Source organism: Brachybacterium sp. UNK5269, assembly GCF_049266655.1.
Classification (GTDB): Bacteria; Actinomycetota; Actinomycetes; order Actinomycetales; family Dermabacteraceae; genus Brachybacterium.
Map to the genome: position 1 here is coordinate 1 of NZ_CP184884.1, position 15074 is coordinate 15074.

Consider the following 15074-nt stretch of genomic DNA (forward strand, 5'->3'; position numbering starts at 1 on the left):
ATGACAGCCCTCACCCTTACCCTGACCAACCAGAAGGGGGGAACCGGCAAGACCAACTGCGCCGTGCAGCTCGCCGCGGCAGCTGTGCGCATCGGCCGACGAGTCCTCTTCGTCGACGCCGACCCCCAGGGCAGCGGAACGGCCGCCCTGGCCTCCGAGGGCCTGGACGAGGACGCACCAGGGCTCGCCAACGCTCTCAGCAACCAGGACCCCGAGACGACCCTGCCCGACGTCATCGTGCCTGGCGTCTGGGCCGGCCTCGACCTGGTGCCGACCACCGGCGGAGGTCTCGGCATCGTTCGTGACGAGCTCGTGGTCGCCCCGCTCGCCCGAGAGCGTCGCCTCCGCGACGCCCTGGCCCCGGTGCTCGAGCGCTACGACCTGATCGTCATCGACACCGGCCCCTCGCTCGACCAGCTCACCATCAACGCCCTGGTGGCCTCCGACGTCGCAGTCGCGGTCAGCGTGGCCGACTACTTCTCGTCCCGTGGCCTCGTGCAGCTGCTCGACACGATCACGACCGTGCAGCAGCACTACGCTCCGCAGCTCACGTTCGCCGGCGTCATCGTGAACCGTTACGACGCCCGCACCAAGCAGGCCGCGCACTGGCTCGCGCAGCTGCGCGAGGCCGCAGATGCGCAGGGCTTCGCCGTCCTCGAGCCGATCGTCCCCGCTCGCACCGCGATCGCGGACGCCACCGCGAACGGCGTCGCCCTGCACGAGAGCCCGCGCGCCAAGGACCTCGCAGACCTCTTCGCTCAGCACCTCGAGACCATCACGGAAGGAGCGTTCAAGTGACCGCTCGCAAGAACCCCTTTGCCAACCGCACCCCCGCGACGCCGGCGCCGACGGCGCCCGCCGAAGCACCCCGGCCGCCGGCGCCGGCTACCGCCGTGAGCGGCAAGAAGTATCCGCCCAAGGTGACGTTCTACCAGCCGCAGGAGGACACCGCCCGGATGCGCGGAGCCTTCCGGCACACCGACCGCGAGGAGGGCGATCGCAGCCTCTCCGACTTCATCCACAAGGCGGTGATGGCCGAGGTGGAGCGCCGCGAGAAGAAGTACAACGGCGGCCAGCCGTTCCCCGATCTCGAGGCCGGCAACATCCCGCGCGGCCGCCCAATGGGAGAGTGACCAGGCCCCACCGGCACCTAATCGCAGCGCACTGCCCCTAGCGAAGGAGCCAGGCGAGATGCTGATGACGCCAGCGCAAGCAGCTTCGGCAGCGGGCGTGCCCCGCGCGCGCATCTACGCATGGATCAGGACCGGCAGACTCCCCGCCCTCCGGATTGGTGAACGAACGATCCGCATTGCTCCGGCCGACCTCGAGCGCGCGCTTGCTGAGCCCTCACCACCTCCGTCGCGTCCCCGCACAAAGACTCCCCGGCGCCACACGGACCGCAAGGCACCCCGGCAGCGCCCACCAAACGATGAGGTGATCGCCTGGATCGATGACTTCTATCGCCGCTACGACCGCATCCCGCCGCGCGACGAGATATGGCGCGCCTTCCAAGGGCTGACCAAGGTGGACGCGGAACGGCATCTACGGGACGCACGCAGCCGGCTATGGAGCACCGAGCCATAAGTGATCGGAGATGGGTCATTGCTCCGTGGCTTCCCACGCACCGCGCAACGACCTTAAGAGCCCCTCTACTTACTGCTCGCACGCCGCTAGCGATGAGGCACGAGCGATCATCGGCCCCAGCCCGAAGCTTGCCCGCGCACGGCTGCGTTACCGAAGGCACCGCCAGCCCGCCCATAATCGAACCGGACTAGAGGGGCTGATCGGATGACGGTGCGACTGACTCCCGAGCAACGCGACCAGATCGCCGCCGACGCGGCCGTGCGCTACGCGGCAGGGGAGTCCTGGCTGCAGATCGGCGCCAGCTACGGCATCACCGGCGAACACGTCCGCCGGCTCACTACCGCCCGCTTCGAGGTCACCTACCGGCGCTGGGGACAGCAGCCCATTGCTGATCCGCAGGAGGTCCGCCGGCGACGTGACGAGGGCCAGTCCATCCCCGCGATCGCCGAGGCCCTGGGCTGTTCCCTGCAGGCCGTGCGGACCGCTCTGGAGCGAACCGGCCGCAACGACACCACGCGGTACCCGAGCCTGTCCACGCGGCGCCGGCCCACCGCGGCCGAGCTCGAGCACATCACCCAGCTCTACGAGGCCTGCCCCCAAGCACCGCGAGCCCGCGAAGGCGCACGCAACGTACGCGGGGACGAGGGCCGTGCGCTAGCCGAGGCATGCCGCGCGCTCGTCGATGACGGCGTCCCCATGCTCACTCTTGCGCGTGACCTGGGGCGGGGTGCCACCTGGGTCCATTGGCTGCTTGAGTGCCACGATCTCCGACCGACCCCGCACCCCATCAAGAGCACCGCGCGACGCACACGCGCCTGACGGGGCGGCGCCTGCGGATTCAGCTGGTCAGCATGCGATCGAAGACCCGCCACACCTCACTCAGGCGACCGCTCGTCCGTTTGCAGGAGCCTCTGACGGGCGAGCCCGTCGATTGGGTGTGCCCGGAGAGGCAGGTGTGCCCTGAAGATGCCCCCGTGGCAAAGCGAAGAGGCCCACCAATGGTGGGCCTCTTCTCAGTCATGTGTCCGCAGGGGGAGGCCAATGGCCCACGAGTCCCGCGGCTCGCTATACGCACAGCATACTGTCTGTCATGCCAGATGCAAGGGCTGAAACGGCCGCCGTGATCAGTGCCCTATCGGCTCCTCGCATGTCAACGTACCTGAAGGCGACGAGCGGTGATGAGGGACGTGCTCTCGAGCTGTACGGCTGGAATGCACGGGTTTCGGCCGCGCTCATGGTCCCTGCCCATCTCGCTGAGGTCACCACCCGTAATGCAGTTGATGAGGTTCTGACCTGCGTGTACGGGCCGTCGTGGCCTTGGGATCATACCTTCGAAGGAAGCCTGCCTCCTCCTCAGCCAAACAGCTATAGCCCGCGGAAGGACCTTGTCGACACCCGCGCACGCCTGGTGAGCACAGGACAGGTCGTGGCTGACTTGAGCTTCATCTTCTGGGAACGCATGTTCACCAAGCGTCATGACGGTCGACTCTGGTCTCCCTACATCGCCAAGCTCTTCCCTTCCGCGCCCACGATTGCGCCAGGGTTGCTGCGCAACCGAGTGCGAGAGGACCTCGAGACCATCCGTCGTCTGCGAAATCGATTCGCACATCATGAGCCGATCTTCACTCGAAACCTTGCGGAAGATCTGCGCACGATCGTCGACCTCATCGAGATGAGGTCCCCGGAGACTGCCGAGCTCGCACACATGCTGGAGGACGCCACTCGAGTTCTGTCAGAGCGGCCATAATGCCACGTTGCGGTATACCCCACGGCGCAGATCTCTGTAGTTGAGGTGTTTCCGGTGGCACAACAGCCCCTCGCGTAGCCCAGCTGGACGAGACGGTTGCACAATAAGGACGCCCACATCCTCGCGAGTTGACGTGGAACGTCCCTGCTGCACGGCAAGATGAGCCTATGAGCGAAGCCTGGGTGCCTTTCGGGTTCACGAGTGACGAGGCAGAGCAGTACCACGTCCTGGTTGACGATGTCCCTGCCACCCTCCGCGAAGCCATGCTCGGGTGGCTAAGGCCCATTCTGTCGCAGGGAAGTTACAGGTGGGTCATAGCCTCCCGAACCATTCATCTCGCCATGATGACCAGGGTGGATGTTGGCGTTCCTGAGCATGTGACGTGGACGTGGGAGGACTATGTCCGGACCCTCCGCGGCCTGCCGGATCAGCAGTTGCTCCGCGTGGTGGATGCGACGCTGGCCAGCGAGTGGACTCGCGGAACTGAGCGGCTCGAGGAAGCACTGCGGCTGTCGAAGTCCAAGTGGACGATCGGGACTAGGTTGGGGAAGAGCGGTCTCGTCTCCCGGGTGCCCGAAGGGGTCCAGGCGATGGTGGAGGAGACAATCGCGAGCTCTGGCACTGCTGGCCAGATCCTTGCTCGAGCATGGGGCAAGGTTCACGGGATCTCGCCGGACAACTCAGGTGCCTACGCCGACGCTGTGCGTGCGGCGGAAGCCGCCATCCAGCCCATCGTGGAACCTAAGAACAAGGAAGCCACACTCGGTACCCTTGCTGCCGTCATGCGGACCCAAGGGGACTGGCGACTACCACTCCGCGAGCACGCGCATGCACCTTCCCCAGAGCTGCTCGTAGCCATGCTCCGGACCCTCTTCCGAGGACATGCCGACAGGCATGGAACCGAGGACTATCGCGACGTCACGCACGAAGAAGCTGAGGCGGGTGTGGCGCTAGCGGCCACACTTGTTGCCTGGTTTGCCTCCGGCGCCGTCCAGCGCCGACCGTAAGCAACCCGCGGCACTCCTCCGGATCGTCCGGTGACGTCAGTCCCGGACCTATGTCGAGGGCGAAGTCTTCCCGGAGGGGCAAGCGTTAGGTGTGTTCTTGGGGTATACCCAAACAGGACACTATTAGTGCCGTGCAGTTGTTCGGGAGCACCGCAAGTCACGGCGCAGCGGCGAGCAAGGGCCGAGGAGCCCTCCTGCATCTGCCGGCCGAAAAGGGTGATTCGCCATTGCAGGGGAGGCCATTTAAGGTTCGAGGAGTTTTCCGCTCTCCGGGCGCGACTTATGCGATGACGAAGCTGACCGACCTCCGCCGAGCTGTAGCGGCACGCGCTTCGGCTCGGGGAGGTCGATCCTTGGCGGATTCAAACGGGGCGAGGTTGAATGGTTCCGCGACCCGTCGACCTACTTCGCCCCGGATCAGTGCTTCTTCGGGGTGTACAGCACAGGGGCGGGGAGCCCCGCCTCCTCGCGGATCCGCCGCGAAAGGTGCTCGATCGAACGCAGGGCATCAACGAGCGCAGGCACGGTGACCTCGAAGGGCATGCAGTGGATGGTCTCGCCCTCCGCCGTCGCACCCTCGGCGACCTTGGTGATCGTGTCGATGTCGTCCACATCGATGCCGACCTCGGTGAGGGTCGTGGGCAGCCCCACGCGAGTCGTGAACTCGATGAAGTCAACGATGTCCTGGTACGGGGCACCTTCCAGGACGAGCTGGGTGAGGCTACCAATGTTCACCTTGAAGCCGTGCATGAGCCCGTGGGTCTGGGGCACCTGCGTGAGGCCGTTGTGGATCGCATGCGCTGCAGCAAGGCCACCCGACTCAAAGCCAAGACCCGAAAGCAGGATGTTCGCCTCCGTGAGCTTCTCGACCGCGGGAGTGATCAGCCCATGGCGCACTGCGTCCATCGCAGGAAGCGCATTCTCCCAAATGATCTCCCAGGAGAGCTTCGCGAGAGCCGTCCCGGTCACTGTCGCGAGGTCACCCGCGATGGTGTCGGAGAAGGACTCCGCCACGGCTTTGGCCTCGAGCCAGGTCGCGAGCGCATCCCCGACACCTGCCGCGAGGAAGACGGGTGGTGCCGCCGCGATGACATCGACGTCCACAAGGACGAGGTCGGGGTTGTGGGGGAAGATCCGGTACTCCAGGAAGTTGTGCTCGGCGGTGTAGATCACGCCGAGCGCGGAGGTGGGCGCGTCCGTGGATGCCGCCGTCGGTACCGTGACCCACCGGATGCCAGTCTCGTGCCCCGAGGCCTTCGCGACATCGATGGCGCTTCCGCCACCCACGCCGACAACCACATCGGCGTCGTGCTGCTTGATGAACTCCACGAACCGGGCGATCTCCCCGGGATGGGGAATGCCTCCGAACTCCTCCCAGATGACAGGCAGCCCGGCTGCCTCGAGGCTCGCGACGACACGGTCGCCGACGAGCTCGCGGACGAAGGCATCCGAGATAATGAGGGGCTTCTTGCCGACGCGGGCGAGGTTTTCGCCGAACTGTGCGAGCGCGCCGCGCCCCTGGACGTACCGACCAGGGCTGACGAGTGTCTGAACAGTGCTCTGAGCCATAGCTGCAGTCTCCTTCGACTGGAGGATTCTTCCGACTGGATTCTTCGAGTCGCCGCTGCGGGTGATGCGCCGCGGTCGTGCTCCACGCTAGGGAAGCCCGCGGGGTGTGCACATCGGGGAGAGCCCTACGCCGGAGGTAGGGAAAATCCGCCTTGTCCGCTCCCGCCGCGAACGGAAGGGTAATCGCGGAGCCCTTCAGGCACGCTGAAGGTTTCGATGAGGAGACCCCGATGACACCGGAGGACGCACCCCGTACCCGAACGGAGCGGGAGGAAGGCCCCGACGCAGCGCAACGCGATTCGCTGTATAGCAGCCTTCTCACGCTGATCTTCGGATTTGTGCAGATCCTCGCTTGCCTCGCTCTCGGAGATCTGGTGGTCGCCCTGGCCGGGGTTCCCGTCCCCGGGGCGATCCTCGGGATGATGCTCCTGCTGATCGTGCTGTCCGTGAAGGGACACGTGAAGGGAGACGGGCAGGGCCACGGAGAGGGGCTCGCGGCCATCCGCGTCTCCGACCGTCTGCTGGCCCTGCTCCCGTTGCTCTTCGTCCCCGCGGGCACCGGGGTGATCGCGCTCGTGGCGAGGATCCGGCTCGATGCCCTGCCGCTGCTGGCCGGTCTCGTCCTGTCCTGGGCCGCAGGATTGGCCGTCACCGCGGTGGTCTCCCGGTTCGCCCTCAAGGCCCAGAACGGGTTCCGTTCGAGGAGAGCATCGTGATGTCGATGCTGCACGAACTCTGGCGTGTGCTCACCGATTCCCCGGTCTTCGGGGTCGGCCTCACCCTGGGAGCCTTCCTCCTGGCGAATCGGATCGCGACCTGGGTGCATGGGCACCCGCTCGCCAATCCGGTCTTCCTCTCGATCCTTCTGACCTGCCTCGGCCTCGCCCTGACGGGCGTGGACTATCAGACGTACATGACGGGGGGAGAGATGATCGGATTCCTGCTCGCACCGGCAACCGTGGCCCTTGCGGTGCCGCTGCATCGGGAGGCACAGCGCATGCGAGGCTCCTTGATCGCTGTTCTCGCCTCTGTCGTGGCGGGCGCAACTGCTGCTGTGGTCACCGGGTATCTCGTGGTGCACGTGCTCGGAGGGAGCGCGGCGGCGGCCTTGTCTATGGCTCCGAAGACCGCCACCACGCCGGTCTCGATCGCAGTCTCCGAGAAGATCGGCGGGGAGCCGGCGCTCTCCGCGGTGCTCACGATCCTTGCGGGGATCCTAGGGGCGATGGCCCTGGGTCCGGTACTAACGGCGGCGCGGGTGCACGACCCGCGTGTGCGTGGGCTAGCGATGGGTGTTGTGTCCCATGGGATCGGCACCTCGGCGATGCTCCAGTCCGAACCTCGGGCAGCAGCATATTCAGCTCTTGCGATGGCGATCACGGCGCCGGTGGTCGCTCTCCTCTCGCCCCTGCTGGTTGCAGCCTTGCTGATGGTCGGATAGTTCAGGAGTCACCCATGACACCCCACATCTCTCCTACATCTGTTTGACCTGTGCAAGATCGAGCTGGGCGAGCATGGTCCGATTGCGCACCCCGGTCTTTCGCAGCAGCGAACCGACATGCTTCTCCACGGTCTTGACCGAAATATGAAGGGCGGTAGCGATCTCCTTGTCCGGCATCCCCTGGCTCACGAGGTCTCGCACCTCGTGTTCGCGGGCCGTGAGCGCTTCCGCAGAGGGGTCGGCGCTCTGGGTCAGCCACGCGGCGTTCTCGGCATCCAGAAGGATCTCCCCGCGACCGGCAGCGATCAGGGTGCGGACGATCTGCTCTCCCGTCGCGTGATGGCTGAGATACCCCTTGGCTCGGAACCGCGTGCCCGCGCGATACGTTCCAGCGTTGGGAGCCGCGTTCGAGACCACGACTGAAGGATCTCCCGGCAGATGCAGGTTTCCCTCCGCATCTCGATCCACCCCCGATAGAACCTCGATGTCCGCGACCACGATGTCGGGCGCGAGCAGATCACAGGTCGAGACGAGAGTCGAGGGATCATCGAGTTCCCCGACCACGTGCAGGCTCGGCTCGGCAAGGTTCACTAGGCGCGCGATCCCAGAACGATCCACCGGCCAGCGACAGGCGATCAGGACCCGGGTCCGACGGGCCTGCGAATCCTCGCTGCGGCTCGGCGTATCCGGAAGCTGGACGCGTACTTGGGTTCCCCATCCCGGTGTGGAGGTCACGGAGAGATCCCCACCGATCTGCTGCGTCCGGGAACGGACCTGGCGCAGGCCCTGGCGGAGCGGCGGATCCTCGGTGGCGAGCGCCGTCGCGACCTCGAAGCCGACACCATCGTCCTCGACCATCACCGTGAAGGCCAAGGGCTCATACAGCAGACCCACACGCACCTTTGTCGCCTGGGCATGGCGGACCACGTTGTTTAGCAGTTCTTGGACGATCCGGAAGGTCTGGTGCACCGTGTCGTTCGCGATCGGTCGCTCGTCGCCCACGAGCACGAGAGAAGTGTGTGCTCCGCTCGTGGACTTTATCCAGTCCAGTTCGGCGCGCACGGCGTCGTGGAGGGTGCGGCCGCCGAGGCTGTCGGCCACGGAGTCGATCGTGGTCCGCCGGGTATCCTCGAGCGCAGCCTCGGCGGATTCAAGGGCCAGATGGATGTGCTCGCCCACTCTGTTGGCATCGATTACGGCGTCGAGAGCTTGGGCGGCACCGAGGTGGGCGACCAGCCGGGTGAGGTTAGTGCTGAGGGTCTCATGCAGGTCGCGTACGGTGCGCTCGCGCTCCCCGGCGATCACTGCGGTGCGCATGCGCTCGACCGTCTGACGATGGGCTTCCGCATTCACGAGAGCCAGCGCCGCATGGTCGGCGAACAGCTCCAGCAAGGTGAGATCACGTGTGGTGAAGACTGTGTCAGCCCCCGCGCCGAAGACGACGAAGACTCCGATCACGTTCTCCCCATGCAGCATCGGGACGGCAATCACCGCCGAGCGATAGCGAGTGGTCGTCGGGTCGATGTGCCCTCGGTAGACCGCTGCGTACTCGTCGAAGATCACGCCTGATCGCGCGCGCACCACCTCCCCGGTCACTCCTTCGCCGATCGGGAAGGTCTCGCCGGCCTGGCAGCCGACGCTGAGGTCGACCATCTTCGTGTAGGTCCCTGAGCGTTCGTCGACGAGAGCAATGGATCCGCTCGAGGACTCCAGTAGGGACACGGCGCGCCGGAGGATCCGCTCGAGGAGCTGGTCGAGGTCGAATTGACCAGCCAGATCTCTCGCGAACTCGCCGACGATGCGGCGCAACTGGACATGGTCGGGCATCGCCAGATGGGTCTGCGGTGCAGATTGTCGCGTGGCAGAGACGTTCATAGAGCTCCTCGTCGAGCTGGTGTGCTCGGACGCCGTCGCCCCGGGCACCAAATGTGAGGAGGGTACCAAGTGGCCATGCCGATGGGCGAGATAGTGGCGCGGGCGATCCCCTGAGGACACACAGGTAGGGGGACCCCGCCTCGGCAGAGCAGGGGAAGTCCTCATAGCACTGAGGACGGGACCTCCGTACCTTGAGAACGCAGGACGAACTGCTGGACCTATGGAGGAGGACTCACATGCCTGTCGCGTCGCTCAACGACATCGTCCGGCCCGCGTTTGAGGAGCGCTACGGGGTGCCCGCGATCAACATCGTCAATGACCTCACGCTGGAGGGTGTCCTCGAGGGCGCGGTCGAGGCGAAGTCCCCGCTGATTGTGCAGACATCGGTGAAGACCGTGCGCTCGGTCGGTGCGCCCGTGCTGGCCGCTATGTGGCGGGCGATGACCGCGGGTATCGAGGTCCCGGTTGCCCTGCACTTGGATCATTGCCCGGATCGTGCGGTGGTCACAGAATGTCTGCGCAATGGCTGGAACTCGGTGCTCTTCGATGCCTCGGCACTGCCGGTTCAGGAGAACCTAGCTCTGACCATCGAGGTGGTCCGCGAGGCGAGGGAGTACGGCGCCCAGGTCGAGGGAGAGATCGAGGCGATCACCGGGATCGAGGACGGACATGGATCGGACGAGAAAGCTGCCAGAGAGTCCCTCGAGGTCTCTCTGGATTTCATCGACCGGACAGGGGTCGACGTCTTCGCTCCCTCAATTGGCAATGCGCATGGTACGTACAAGGAGGCTCCGGTGCTCGATTATGATCGCGTGAGCCAGTTGGTGTCTGCCCGAGATATCCCGATCGCTCTGCATGGTGGCAGTGGGCTGAGCAGCGAGCAGTTCCGTGATCTCATTTCCCGAGGCGCCGCGAAGGTCAACATTTCGACAGCGCTCAAGGAAACCTTCATGAAGTCCTCGCTCGAGCATCTCGCGCAGGCCGAACGGATCGATCGGTGGGACCCGCCAACCCTGTTCGATGACGTCTCGCAGGCGGTGCGCACTCTGGTCATCGATCTCGCGAAGGAGTTCGGCAGCGCGGGGAGGGGCGCCTAATGTCTCCTGCTCTCATCTTCGACTGCGATGGGGTTCTCGCCGATACGGAGCGGGACGGCCATCGTATCGCGTTCAATCGCGCCTTCGAGGAGCTCGGAATCCCCTTGCACTGGGATGATCGGAAATATGCAGAACTTGTGCGGATCGGCGGCGGGAAGGAAAGGATTCGTCACGCACTTTCTGCGGAGCCCGAACTCACCAAGGGGATTCGCGACATCGAGCGCTATGTCGCTGATATTCACGCCCTTAAATCGACCATCTACCAGGTCATGATCTCCGAGGGGACGATCCCTCCCCGTCCCGGTATCCGCCGACTCGTGGACGAGGCGCTGGCCGAGGGCTGGCAGCTCGCGGTCGCCTCGACCTCGGCCCGGGCCTCGGTCGAGGCGGTGCTACGCACGGCAACGAGCGCGCACGGCTTCTCCCGCTTCTCGATCTACGCGGGTGATGTGGTGGGCAAGAAGAAGCCCGCCCCGGACATCTATGAGCTGGCCGTTGCCGACCTCGGCGTGCGGCCCCAGGAGGTCGTCGTCATCGAGGATTCCGCGATCGGCCTCGCGGCGGCGAGAGGAGCGGGACTCGCGACGATCGTCACCGTGAGCACCTATACCGCCGAGGAAACCTTCGAGGGGGCGGCTCTCGTGGTCGATTCGCTCGGGGAGCCCGGCGCTGAGACCCCGATCAAGGTATTCAGTGATCCGCAGGACATCCGTCCACCGGGATACATCGGCCTTCACGAGGTGCAGGCAGTACGGGTACGACAACAGGAGGAAAAATGACGGATCAGAGCATCGCGAACGTCGAGACCGTGGTGCGATCGATCGCCAAGAGCGCGATTGCACGAGAGGTCGAATTCGGTGATCTGGATGCGGTCGTTGGTGACGGCGACTTCGGCTACTCACTGGCCCGCGGCTTCGAAAAGGTGATCGCTGAATGGGACAACTACGACCGCACGGACGCTTCGACCTTCCTTGCGAAGGTAGCTCTCACCGTCACCAGTCGGATCGGCGGAACCTCGGGACCGATCTGGGGAACTGCTCTGCTCAGGGCAGGAATGGCGGTTAAAGGGAAGCAGTCGCTGGATGGTGAGGACGCGGTCGAGATGCTCAGGGCGGCTGCCGAGGGCATCAAGACCCGAGGGAACTCCGACGTCGGCGACAAGACCTTGCTGGACGCGCTGGTCCCCGCGACCGACGCCCTGTCCGAGGCGCTCGCCAAGGATGCGCCCGGCTCCGAGGCCCTCGCCACGATGGCGGCCGCGGCGAGGACAGCCGCTGACGCCACGTCCCAGCTCGAGGCACGCCGCGGCCGGGCCAGCTACAGCGGGGAACGCAGTATCGGATCCCCGGATGCCGGTGCCGTCGCGATAGCTCTGATGCTCGAAGATCTTCTCCCCCGCTGGAACTCACACACGTGAGCGGGAGAGATTCGCCCGCGCATGCGACGTGGCTCCAGCAGGACCGAACTGAACCGCACAATGGAGTGGAGGAACGATGAAGAAGTTCATCAACGACCCCAAGAATTTCGTCCCCGAGATGCTCAAGGGGCTCGCCCTAGCGAACCCGGACTCTCTGCGCTACGACCCCGAGTACAACCTCATCGCCCGGGCTGACGCCCCGAGCGATGAGAAGGTCACGATCATCCAGGGCTCGGGCTCCGGCCATGAACCCGCTCATGTGATGGTCGTCGGCCCGGGGATGCTCGACGCCTCCTGCCCGGGCGACGTCTTCGCGGCACCGCCCGTGGAATACGTGTACGAGACCGTGAAGCAGTACGCCTCGAAGAAGGGCGTGCTGCTGATCGTCAACAACTACACCGGCGACAAGATGGCCTTCGAGATGGCGAGCGAACTCGCTGCAGCTGAGGGCATCGAGGCACGCACCCTGTTCGTCGACGACGACGTCTCGGTGGAGGACTCCCTCTACACGATCGGACGCCGTGGCGTGGCCGGGAACTTCTTCGTGATCAAGGCAGTGGGCGCAGCAGCCGAGCGCGGTGCGAGTCTCGAGGAGATCGTCCGGATCGGCGAGGCGGTGAATGCGGTGACCCGCAGCATGGGCGTCGCGCTGACGGCCTGCACACCGCCAGCAAAGGGCAGTCCCCTGTTCGAGCTCGGCGCCGACGAGATCGAGATGGGCGTCGGCATCCACGGAGAACCGGGACGGCATCGGGAGAAGATCACCTCCGCCGACGAGATCACAGATCAAATGCTCGGTGCCGTGGTGGGCGACCTCCCCTTCTCGACGGGGGACCGGGTCGCGCTCATGGTCAACGGACTTGGGGGAACGCCCATCAGCGAGCTCTACTTGTTGTACGGGATCGCCCATGAGTGGCTCGCGGAGCGTGGGATCACGGTCGCCCGGAGCTACGTAGGGGAGTACTGCACCTCTCTCGACATGGCCGGAGCTTCGTTCACGCTTGTGCGTCTCGACCAGGAAATCGAGGGACTGCTGGAAGCCCCCGCATCGATCCCGATCCGCACGTTCTGAGGGGTTGCCGTGACTGTGCGCGAGCTCGAGAGGACAGCGGCCATCGCCCGCGGACTCGTCGTCGAGATGGTGTCCAAGGGAGGTTCGGGACATTTGGGCGGGGCCCTCTCCGCAATCGATGTGATCACGGCGCTCCACTTCCACGTGCTACGCGAGCGTCCCGAAGAACCCGACTGGCCAGATCGGGACCGATTCGTGCTCTCCGCAGGGCATAAGGGGATGGCTCTGTATGCCGTCCTCGCCCTGCGGGGATACTTCCCCCTCGATGTCCTGCAGAGCTACGGCTCTGCCCGCACGGTGCTCCCGGGCCATCCCAATATGCACTCCCTTCCCGGGGTCGAGGCCAATACTGGGGCCCTCGGCCACGGTCTCGCCCTGGCAGCGGGGATGGCCATCGGTGCGCGGGTGCATTCGAACCAGGCACGTGTCTTCACCCTGCTGGGAGATGGCGAACTGGCGGAGGGGTCCAACTGGGAGGCCTTCGCTGCGGCCGCCCATCATCGACTGGAGAACCTCACCGCGATCATCGATTGCAACGGACTCCAGATCAGCGGTCCGACAGCAGCGATCATGAGCATGGAACCCATACCACAGAAGCTGCGTGCCTTCGGCTGGCAGGTCACCGAGATCGACGGCAACGACATGGCTCAGGTCATCGGCGCCCTCGGCGACACTCGGGCCGGCGAGGGGCGTCCCCACGCGATCGTGGCGCGCACCGTGAAAGGCAAAGGGATCTCCTTCGCGGAGGGGGCCGTGGCCTACCACTATTGGAAACCTCAGGAGGGAGAGCTGGATCGCGCCCGCTCCGAAATCTCCGCCCGGATCAGACAGCTTGAGGAGGCAGGGGCATGAGCCTGACCGATCCGAGGAAGCTCCTGGGGCATGCGGTCACCGAGGTCGCCGAGCATGACGAGAGGATCGTCGTGCTCTCGACAGACTCGGGCAACAGCTCGGGTTTCGGTGCGTTCGCGCAGGAGCATCCCGACCGCTATATCGAGCTCGGTATCATGGAGCAAGCGGCAACAGGTATTGCTGCGGGCCTGGCGACGACCGGACTCGTCCCTGTGCTGTGTGCGATCGCCCCCTTCGTGACCTCGCGCAACTTCGAGATGTTCCGCAATGATCTCGGGTACATGCGCCAGAACGTCAAGATCGTCGGGCGCAACGGCGGCATGTCATACGCCGACCTCGGCCCGACGCACTATTCCCTCGAGGACTTCTCGATCATCCGCATGATCCCGGGAGTCGTGGTGATCGCCCCACAGGACCCCGGGGAGATCCGTGCCGCCGCGCACGCGATGTTGAACCACGTAGGGCCCGTCTACCTGCGGATCGGTGCCCAGCAGATCCCGGACCTGTTCACGACGGACGATTTCACGATCGGGCGGGGTCGGCTGATCAGTAGCGGGAATGACGTCACCGTGATCTCGACGGGGACAGCGACCGTGAACACGATGCGTGCGTGCGAGACCTTGCGTGAGGAGGGGATCTCGGTGGAGCATCTAGGGATGCCCACGATCCAGCCGCTGGATGAGCATCTCGTCCTGGAATCCGTGCGGCGCACAGGTCACGTCGTGACCGTCGAGGAGCACTATGTGGCCGGCGGACTCTTCGGGGCGGTCAGTGAGCTGCTCGCGGAGCACTGCCCCACACGGGCGCTCGCTCTCGGCGTCGATCTCGACTATGTGCACGGAGGGCCGTATCCCGCTCTCCTCGAGGAGCACGGACTCACCCCGGAGGCGATCGCGCAGACGATCGCCGCCTGGGCCCGCGATGAGAGGCGCTGAACGCCTCTTCGGCGTGGTCACCCCCGTTCAGCAGCGTCGCCCCCATTCTGCAGAGTCGGTGTTGCTCGTGGGTGCTGATCTGCCCACCACCACCGGCGGGAGCATCGAGGTACCAGGAGACAACGCTGCAGATGTCACCGCTGTACTCGAGCGGTTCCCGGCTCGACTCCTTGAGCCCGTGGAATCTCCGGCCGGCTCCGCCTGTAGCTCCCGGGCGTGGTCGTAGACATCCTCCTCGATGCGCTCGAGGGTGTCCCCAGGGCGGTCCACATGTCTTCTTTAGCACCAAGGGGTCACTTTGCTGTGAATCCCCGAAGTCGTCTGCACAGGTGACGCGCACGTTGGAGGCAGTCTGCAGAGGAGTGTGATCGCCCCGGCGTGTCCGTACCCGTGTGCACGATGGGCAAGTTGTTCCATAGTCCCGTGCACGACGACGCGATCGACGAGGGTCGGATTGCTGAGCGCGGCCTGCTGACCG

General features: G+C 65.3%; 16 protein-coding genes. 14 read left to right on the forward strand and 2 right to left on the reverse strand.

Going from position 1 to position 15074, the window contains the following annotated elements; genetic code table 11:
- From ACOJUI_RS16780 to ACOJUI_RS16805, 6 genes are all read left to right on the forward strand, one after another.
- Nucleotides 1-798: a ParA family protein gene (locus tag ACOJUI_RS16780; RefSeq protein ID WP_422117726.1), complete on the forward strand. Its 798-nt coding sequence runs from the start codon at nucleotides 1-3 to the stop codon at nucleotides 796-798.
- Complete coding sequence (locus ACOJUI_RS16785) at nucleotides 795-1133, forward strand: ParB family protein (RefSeq protein WP_422117727.1); 339 nt, start codon at nucleotides 795-797, stop codon at nucleotides 1131-1133. The genes ACOJUI_RS16780 and ACOJUI_RS16785 overlap by 4 nt, the downstream gene beginning before the upstream one ends.
- A gap of 64 nt (nucleotides 1134-1197) precedes the next feature.
- Nucleotides 1198-1584 (forward strand): helix-turn-helix domain-containing protein, encoded by a 387-nt coding sequence (locus tag ACOJUI_RS16790; protein ID WP_422117750.1) that lies wholly within the window; start codon nucleotides 1198-1200, stop codon nucleotides 1582-1584.
- 204 nt (nucleotides 1585-1788) lie between these two features.
- Nucleotides 1789-2403, forward strand: a complete 615-nt coding sequence (locus tag ACOJUI_RS16795; RefSeq protein ID WP_422117728.1) for a hypothetical protein — start codon at nucleotides 1789-1791, stop codon at nucleotides 2401-2403.
- 328 nt (nucleotides 2404-2731) lie between these two features.
- Nucleotides 2732-3331 (forward strand): hypothetical protein, encoded by a 600-nt coding sequence (locus ACOJUI_RS16800; protein ID WP_422117729.1) that lies wholly within the window; start codon nucleotides 2732-2734, stop codon nucleotides 3329-3331.
- A gap of 167 nt (nucleotides 3332-3498) precedes the next feature.
- Entirely contained in the window at nucleotides 3499-4338 is an 840-nt protein-coding gene (locus ACOJUI_RS16805) for a hypothetical protein (RefSeq protein WP_422117730.1), read from the forward strand.
- A 417-nt stretch (nucleotides 4339-4755) separates the two neighbouring features.
- Here the strand turns inward: ACOJUI_RS16805 and ACOJUI_RS16810 are convergent, their stop codons facing one another.
- Nucleotides 4756-5907 carry a glycerol dehydrogenase gene (locus ACOJUI_RS16810; protein ID WP_422117731.1) on the reverse strand — a complete coding sequence of 384 codons (1152 nt, stop codon included), beginning with the start codon at nucleotides 5905-5907 and terminating at the stop codon, nucleotides 4756-4758.
- Between the two features lie 230 nt (nucleotides 5908-6137).
- Between ACOJUI_RS16810 and ACOJUI_RS16815 the strand changes: the two genes are divergently transcribed.
- Together ACOJUI_RS16815 and ACOJUI_RS16820 are read left to right on the forward strand one after the other, a co-directional pair.
- Complete coding sequence (locus tag ACOJUI_RS16815; RefSeq protein ID WP_422117732.1) at nucleotides 6138-6623, forward strand: CidA/LrgA family protein; 486 nt, start codon at nucleotides 6138-6140, stop codon at nucleotides 6621-6623.
- Nucleotides 6623-7348, forward strand: coding sequence for an LrgB family protein (locus tag ACOJUI_RS16820; RefSeq protein ID WP_364274418.1), 726 nt, complete (start codon nucleotides 6623-6625; stop codon nucleotides 7346-7348). Before ACOJUI_RS16815 ends, ACOJUI_RS16820 begins: the two co-directional genes overlap by 1 nt.
- 33 nt (nucleotides 7349-7381) lie before the next feature.
- Here the strand turns inward: ACOJUI_RS16820 and ACOJUI_RS16825 are convergent, their stop codons facing one another.
- Nucleotides 7382-9223, reverse strand: coding sequence for a GAF domain-containing protein (locus ACOJUI_RS16825; RefSeq protein WP_422117733.1), 1842 nt, complete (start codon nucleotides 9221-9223; stop codon nucleotides 7382-7384).
- A 236-nt stretch (nucleotides 9224-9459) separates the two neighbouring features.
- Here ACOJUI_RS16825 and ACOJUI_RS16830 point away from each other — a divergent pair, with 236 nt between their 5' ends.
- The 6 genes from ACOJUI_RS16830 to ACOJUI_RS16855 all read left to right on the forward strand — a co-directional run bounded on the left by ACOJUI_RS16830 (nucleotide 9460) and on the right by ACOJUI_RS16855 (nucleotide 14596).
- Nucleotides 9460-10320, forward strand: a complete 861-nt coding sequence (locus ACOJUI_RS16830) for a class II fructose-bisphosphate aldolase (RefSeq protein ID WP_422117734.1) — start codon at nucleotides 9460-9462, stop codon at nucleotides 10318-10320.
- A complete protein-coding gene (locus ACOJUI_RS16835; protein WP_422117735.1) occupies nucleotides 10320-11099 on the forward strand; it encodes an HAD-IA family hydrolase in 780 nt (259 codons plus the stop codon). Before ACOJUI_RS16830 ends, ACOJUI_RS16835 begins: the two co-directional genes overlap by 1 nt.
- A complete protein-coding gene (gene dhaL, locus ACOJUI_RS16840; protein WP_422117736.1) occupies nucleotides 11096-11737 on the forward strand; it encodes a dihydroxyacetone kinase subunit DhaL in 642 nt (213 codons plus the stop codon). Before ACOJUI_RS16835 ends, dhaL begins: the two co-directional genes overlap by 4 nt.
- A gap of 76 nt (nucleotides 11738-11813) precedes the next feature.
- On the forward strand, nucleotides 11814-12809 hold the full coding sequence (gene dhaK, locus ACOJUI_RS16845; RefSeq protein ID WP_422117737.1) for a dihydroxyacetone kinase subunit DhaK: 996 nt from the start codon (nucleotides 11814-11816) through the stop codon (nucleotides 12807-12809).
- A gap of 9 nt (nucleotides 12810-12818) precedes the next feature.
- Complete coding sequence (locus ACOJUI_RS16850; RefSeq protein WP_422117738.1) at nucleotides 12819-13661, forward strand: transketolase; 843 nt, start codon at nucleotides 12819-12821, stop codon at nucleotides 13659-13661.
- A complete protein-coding gene (locus ACOJUI_RS16855; RefSeq protein ID WP_422117739.1) occupies nucleotides 13658-14596 on the forward strand; it encodes a transketolase family protein in 939 nt (312 codons plus the stop codon). Before ACOJUI_RS16850 ends, ACOJUI_RS16855 begins: the two co-directional genes overlap by 4 nt.
- The last annotated feature ends 478 nt before the right edge of the window (nucleotides 14597-15074 follow it).

Bases quoted from the DNA above. Each gene is read 5' to 3' on its own strand.
- dhaL (WP_422117736.1), top strand. From the start codon at position 11,096: ATGACGGATCAGAGCATCGCGAACGTCGAGACCGTGGTGCGATCGATC.
- ACOJUI_RS16800 (WP_422117729.1), top strand. From the start codon at position 2,732: ATGTCAACGTACCTGAAGGCGACGAGCGGTGATGAGGGACGTGCTCTC.
- ACOJUI_RS16805 (WP_422117730.1), top strand. From the start codon at position 3,499: ATGAGCGAAGCCTGGGTGCCTTTCGGGTTCACGAGTGACGAGGCAGAG.
- ACOJUI_RS16795 (WP_422117728.1), top strand. From the start codon at position 1,789: ATGACGGTGCGACTGACTCCCGAGCAACGCGACCAGATCGCCGCCGAC.
- ACOJUI_RS16855 (WP_422117739.1), top strand. From the start codon at position 13,658: ATGAGCCTGACCGATCCGAGGAAGCTCCTGGGGCATGCGGTCACCGAG.
- ACOJUI_RS16780 (WP_422117726.1), top strand. From the start codon at position 1: ATGACAGCCCTCACCCTTACCCTGACCAACCAGAAGGGGGGAACCGGC.
- ACOJUI_RS16810 (WP_422117731.1), bottom strand. From the start codon at position 5,907: ATGGCTCAGAGCACTGTTCAGACACTCGTCAGCCCTGGTCGGTACGTC.
- ACOJUI_RS16820 (WP_364274418.1), top strand. From the start codon at position 6,623: ATGTCGATGCTGCACGAACTCTGGCGTGTGCTCACCGATTCCCCGGTC.
- ACOJUI_RS16815 (WP_422117732.1), top strand. From the start codon at position 6,138: ATGACACCGGAGGACGCACCCCGTACCCGAACGGAGCGGGAGGAAGGC.
- ACOJUI_RS16825 (WP_422117733.1), bottom strand. From the start codon at position 9,223: ATGAACGTCTCTGCCACGCGACAATCTGCACCGCAGACCCATCTGGCG.
- ACOJUI_RS16830 (WP_422117734.1), top strand. From the start codon at position 9,460: ATGCCTGTCGCGTCGCTCAACGACATCGTCCGGCCCGCGTTTGAGGAG.
- dhaK (WP_422117737.1), top strand. From the start codon at position 11,814: ATGAAGAAGTTCATCAACGACCCCAAGAATTTCGTCCCCGAGATGCTC.
- ACOJUI_RS16790 (WP_422117750.1), top strand. From the start codon at position 1,198: ATGACGCCAGCGCAAGCAGCTTCGGCAGCGGGCGTGCCCCGCGCGCGC.
- ACOJUI_RS16835 (WP_422117735.1), top strand. From the start codon at position 10,320: ATGTCTCCTGCTCTCATCTTCGACTGCGATGGGGTTCTCGCCGATACG.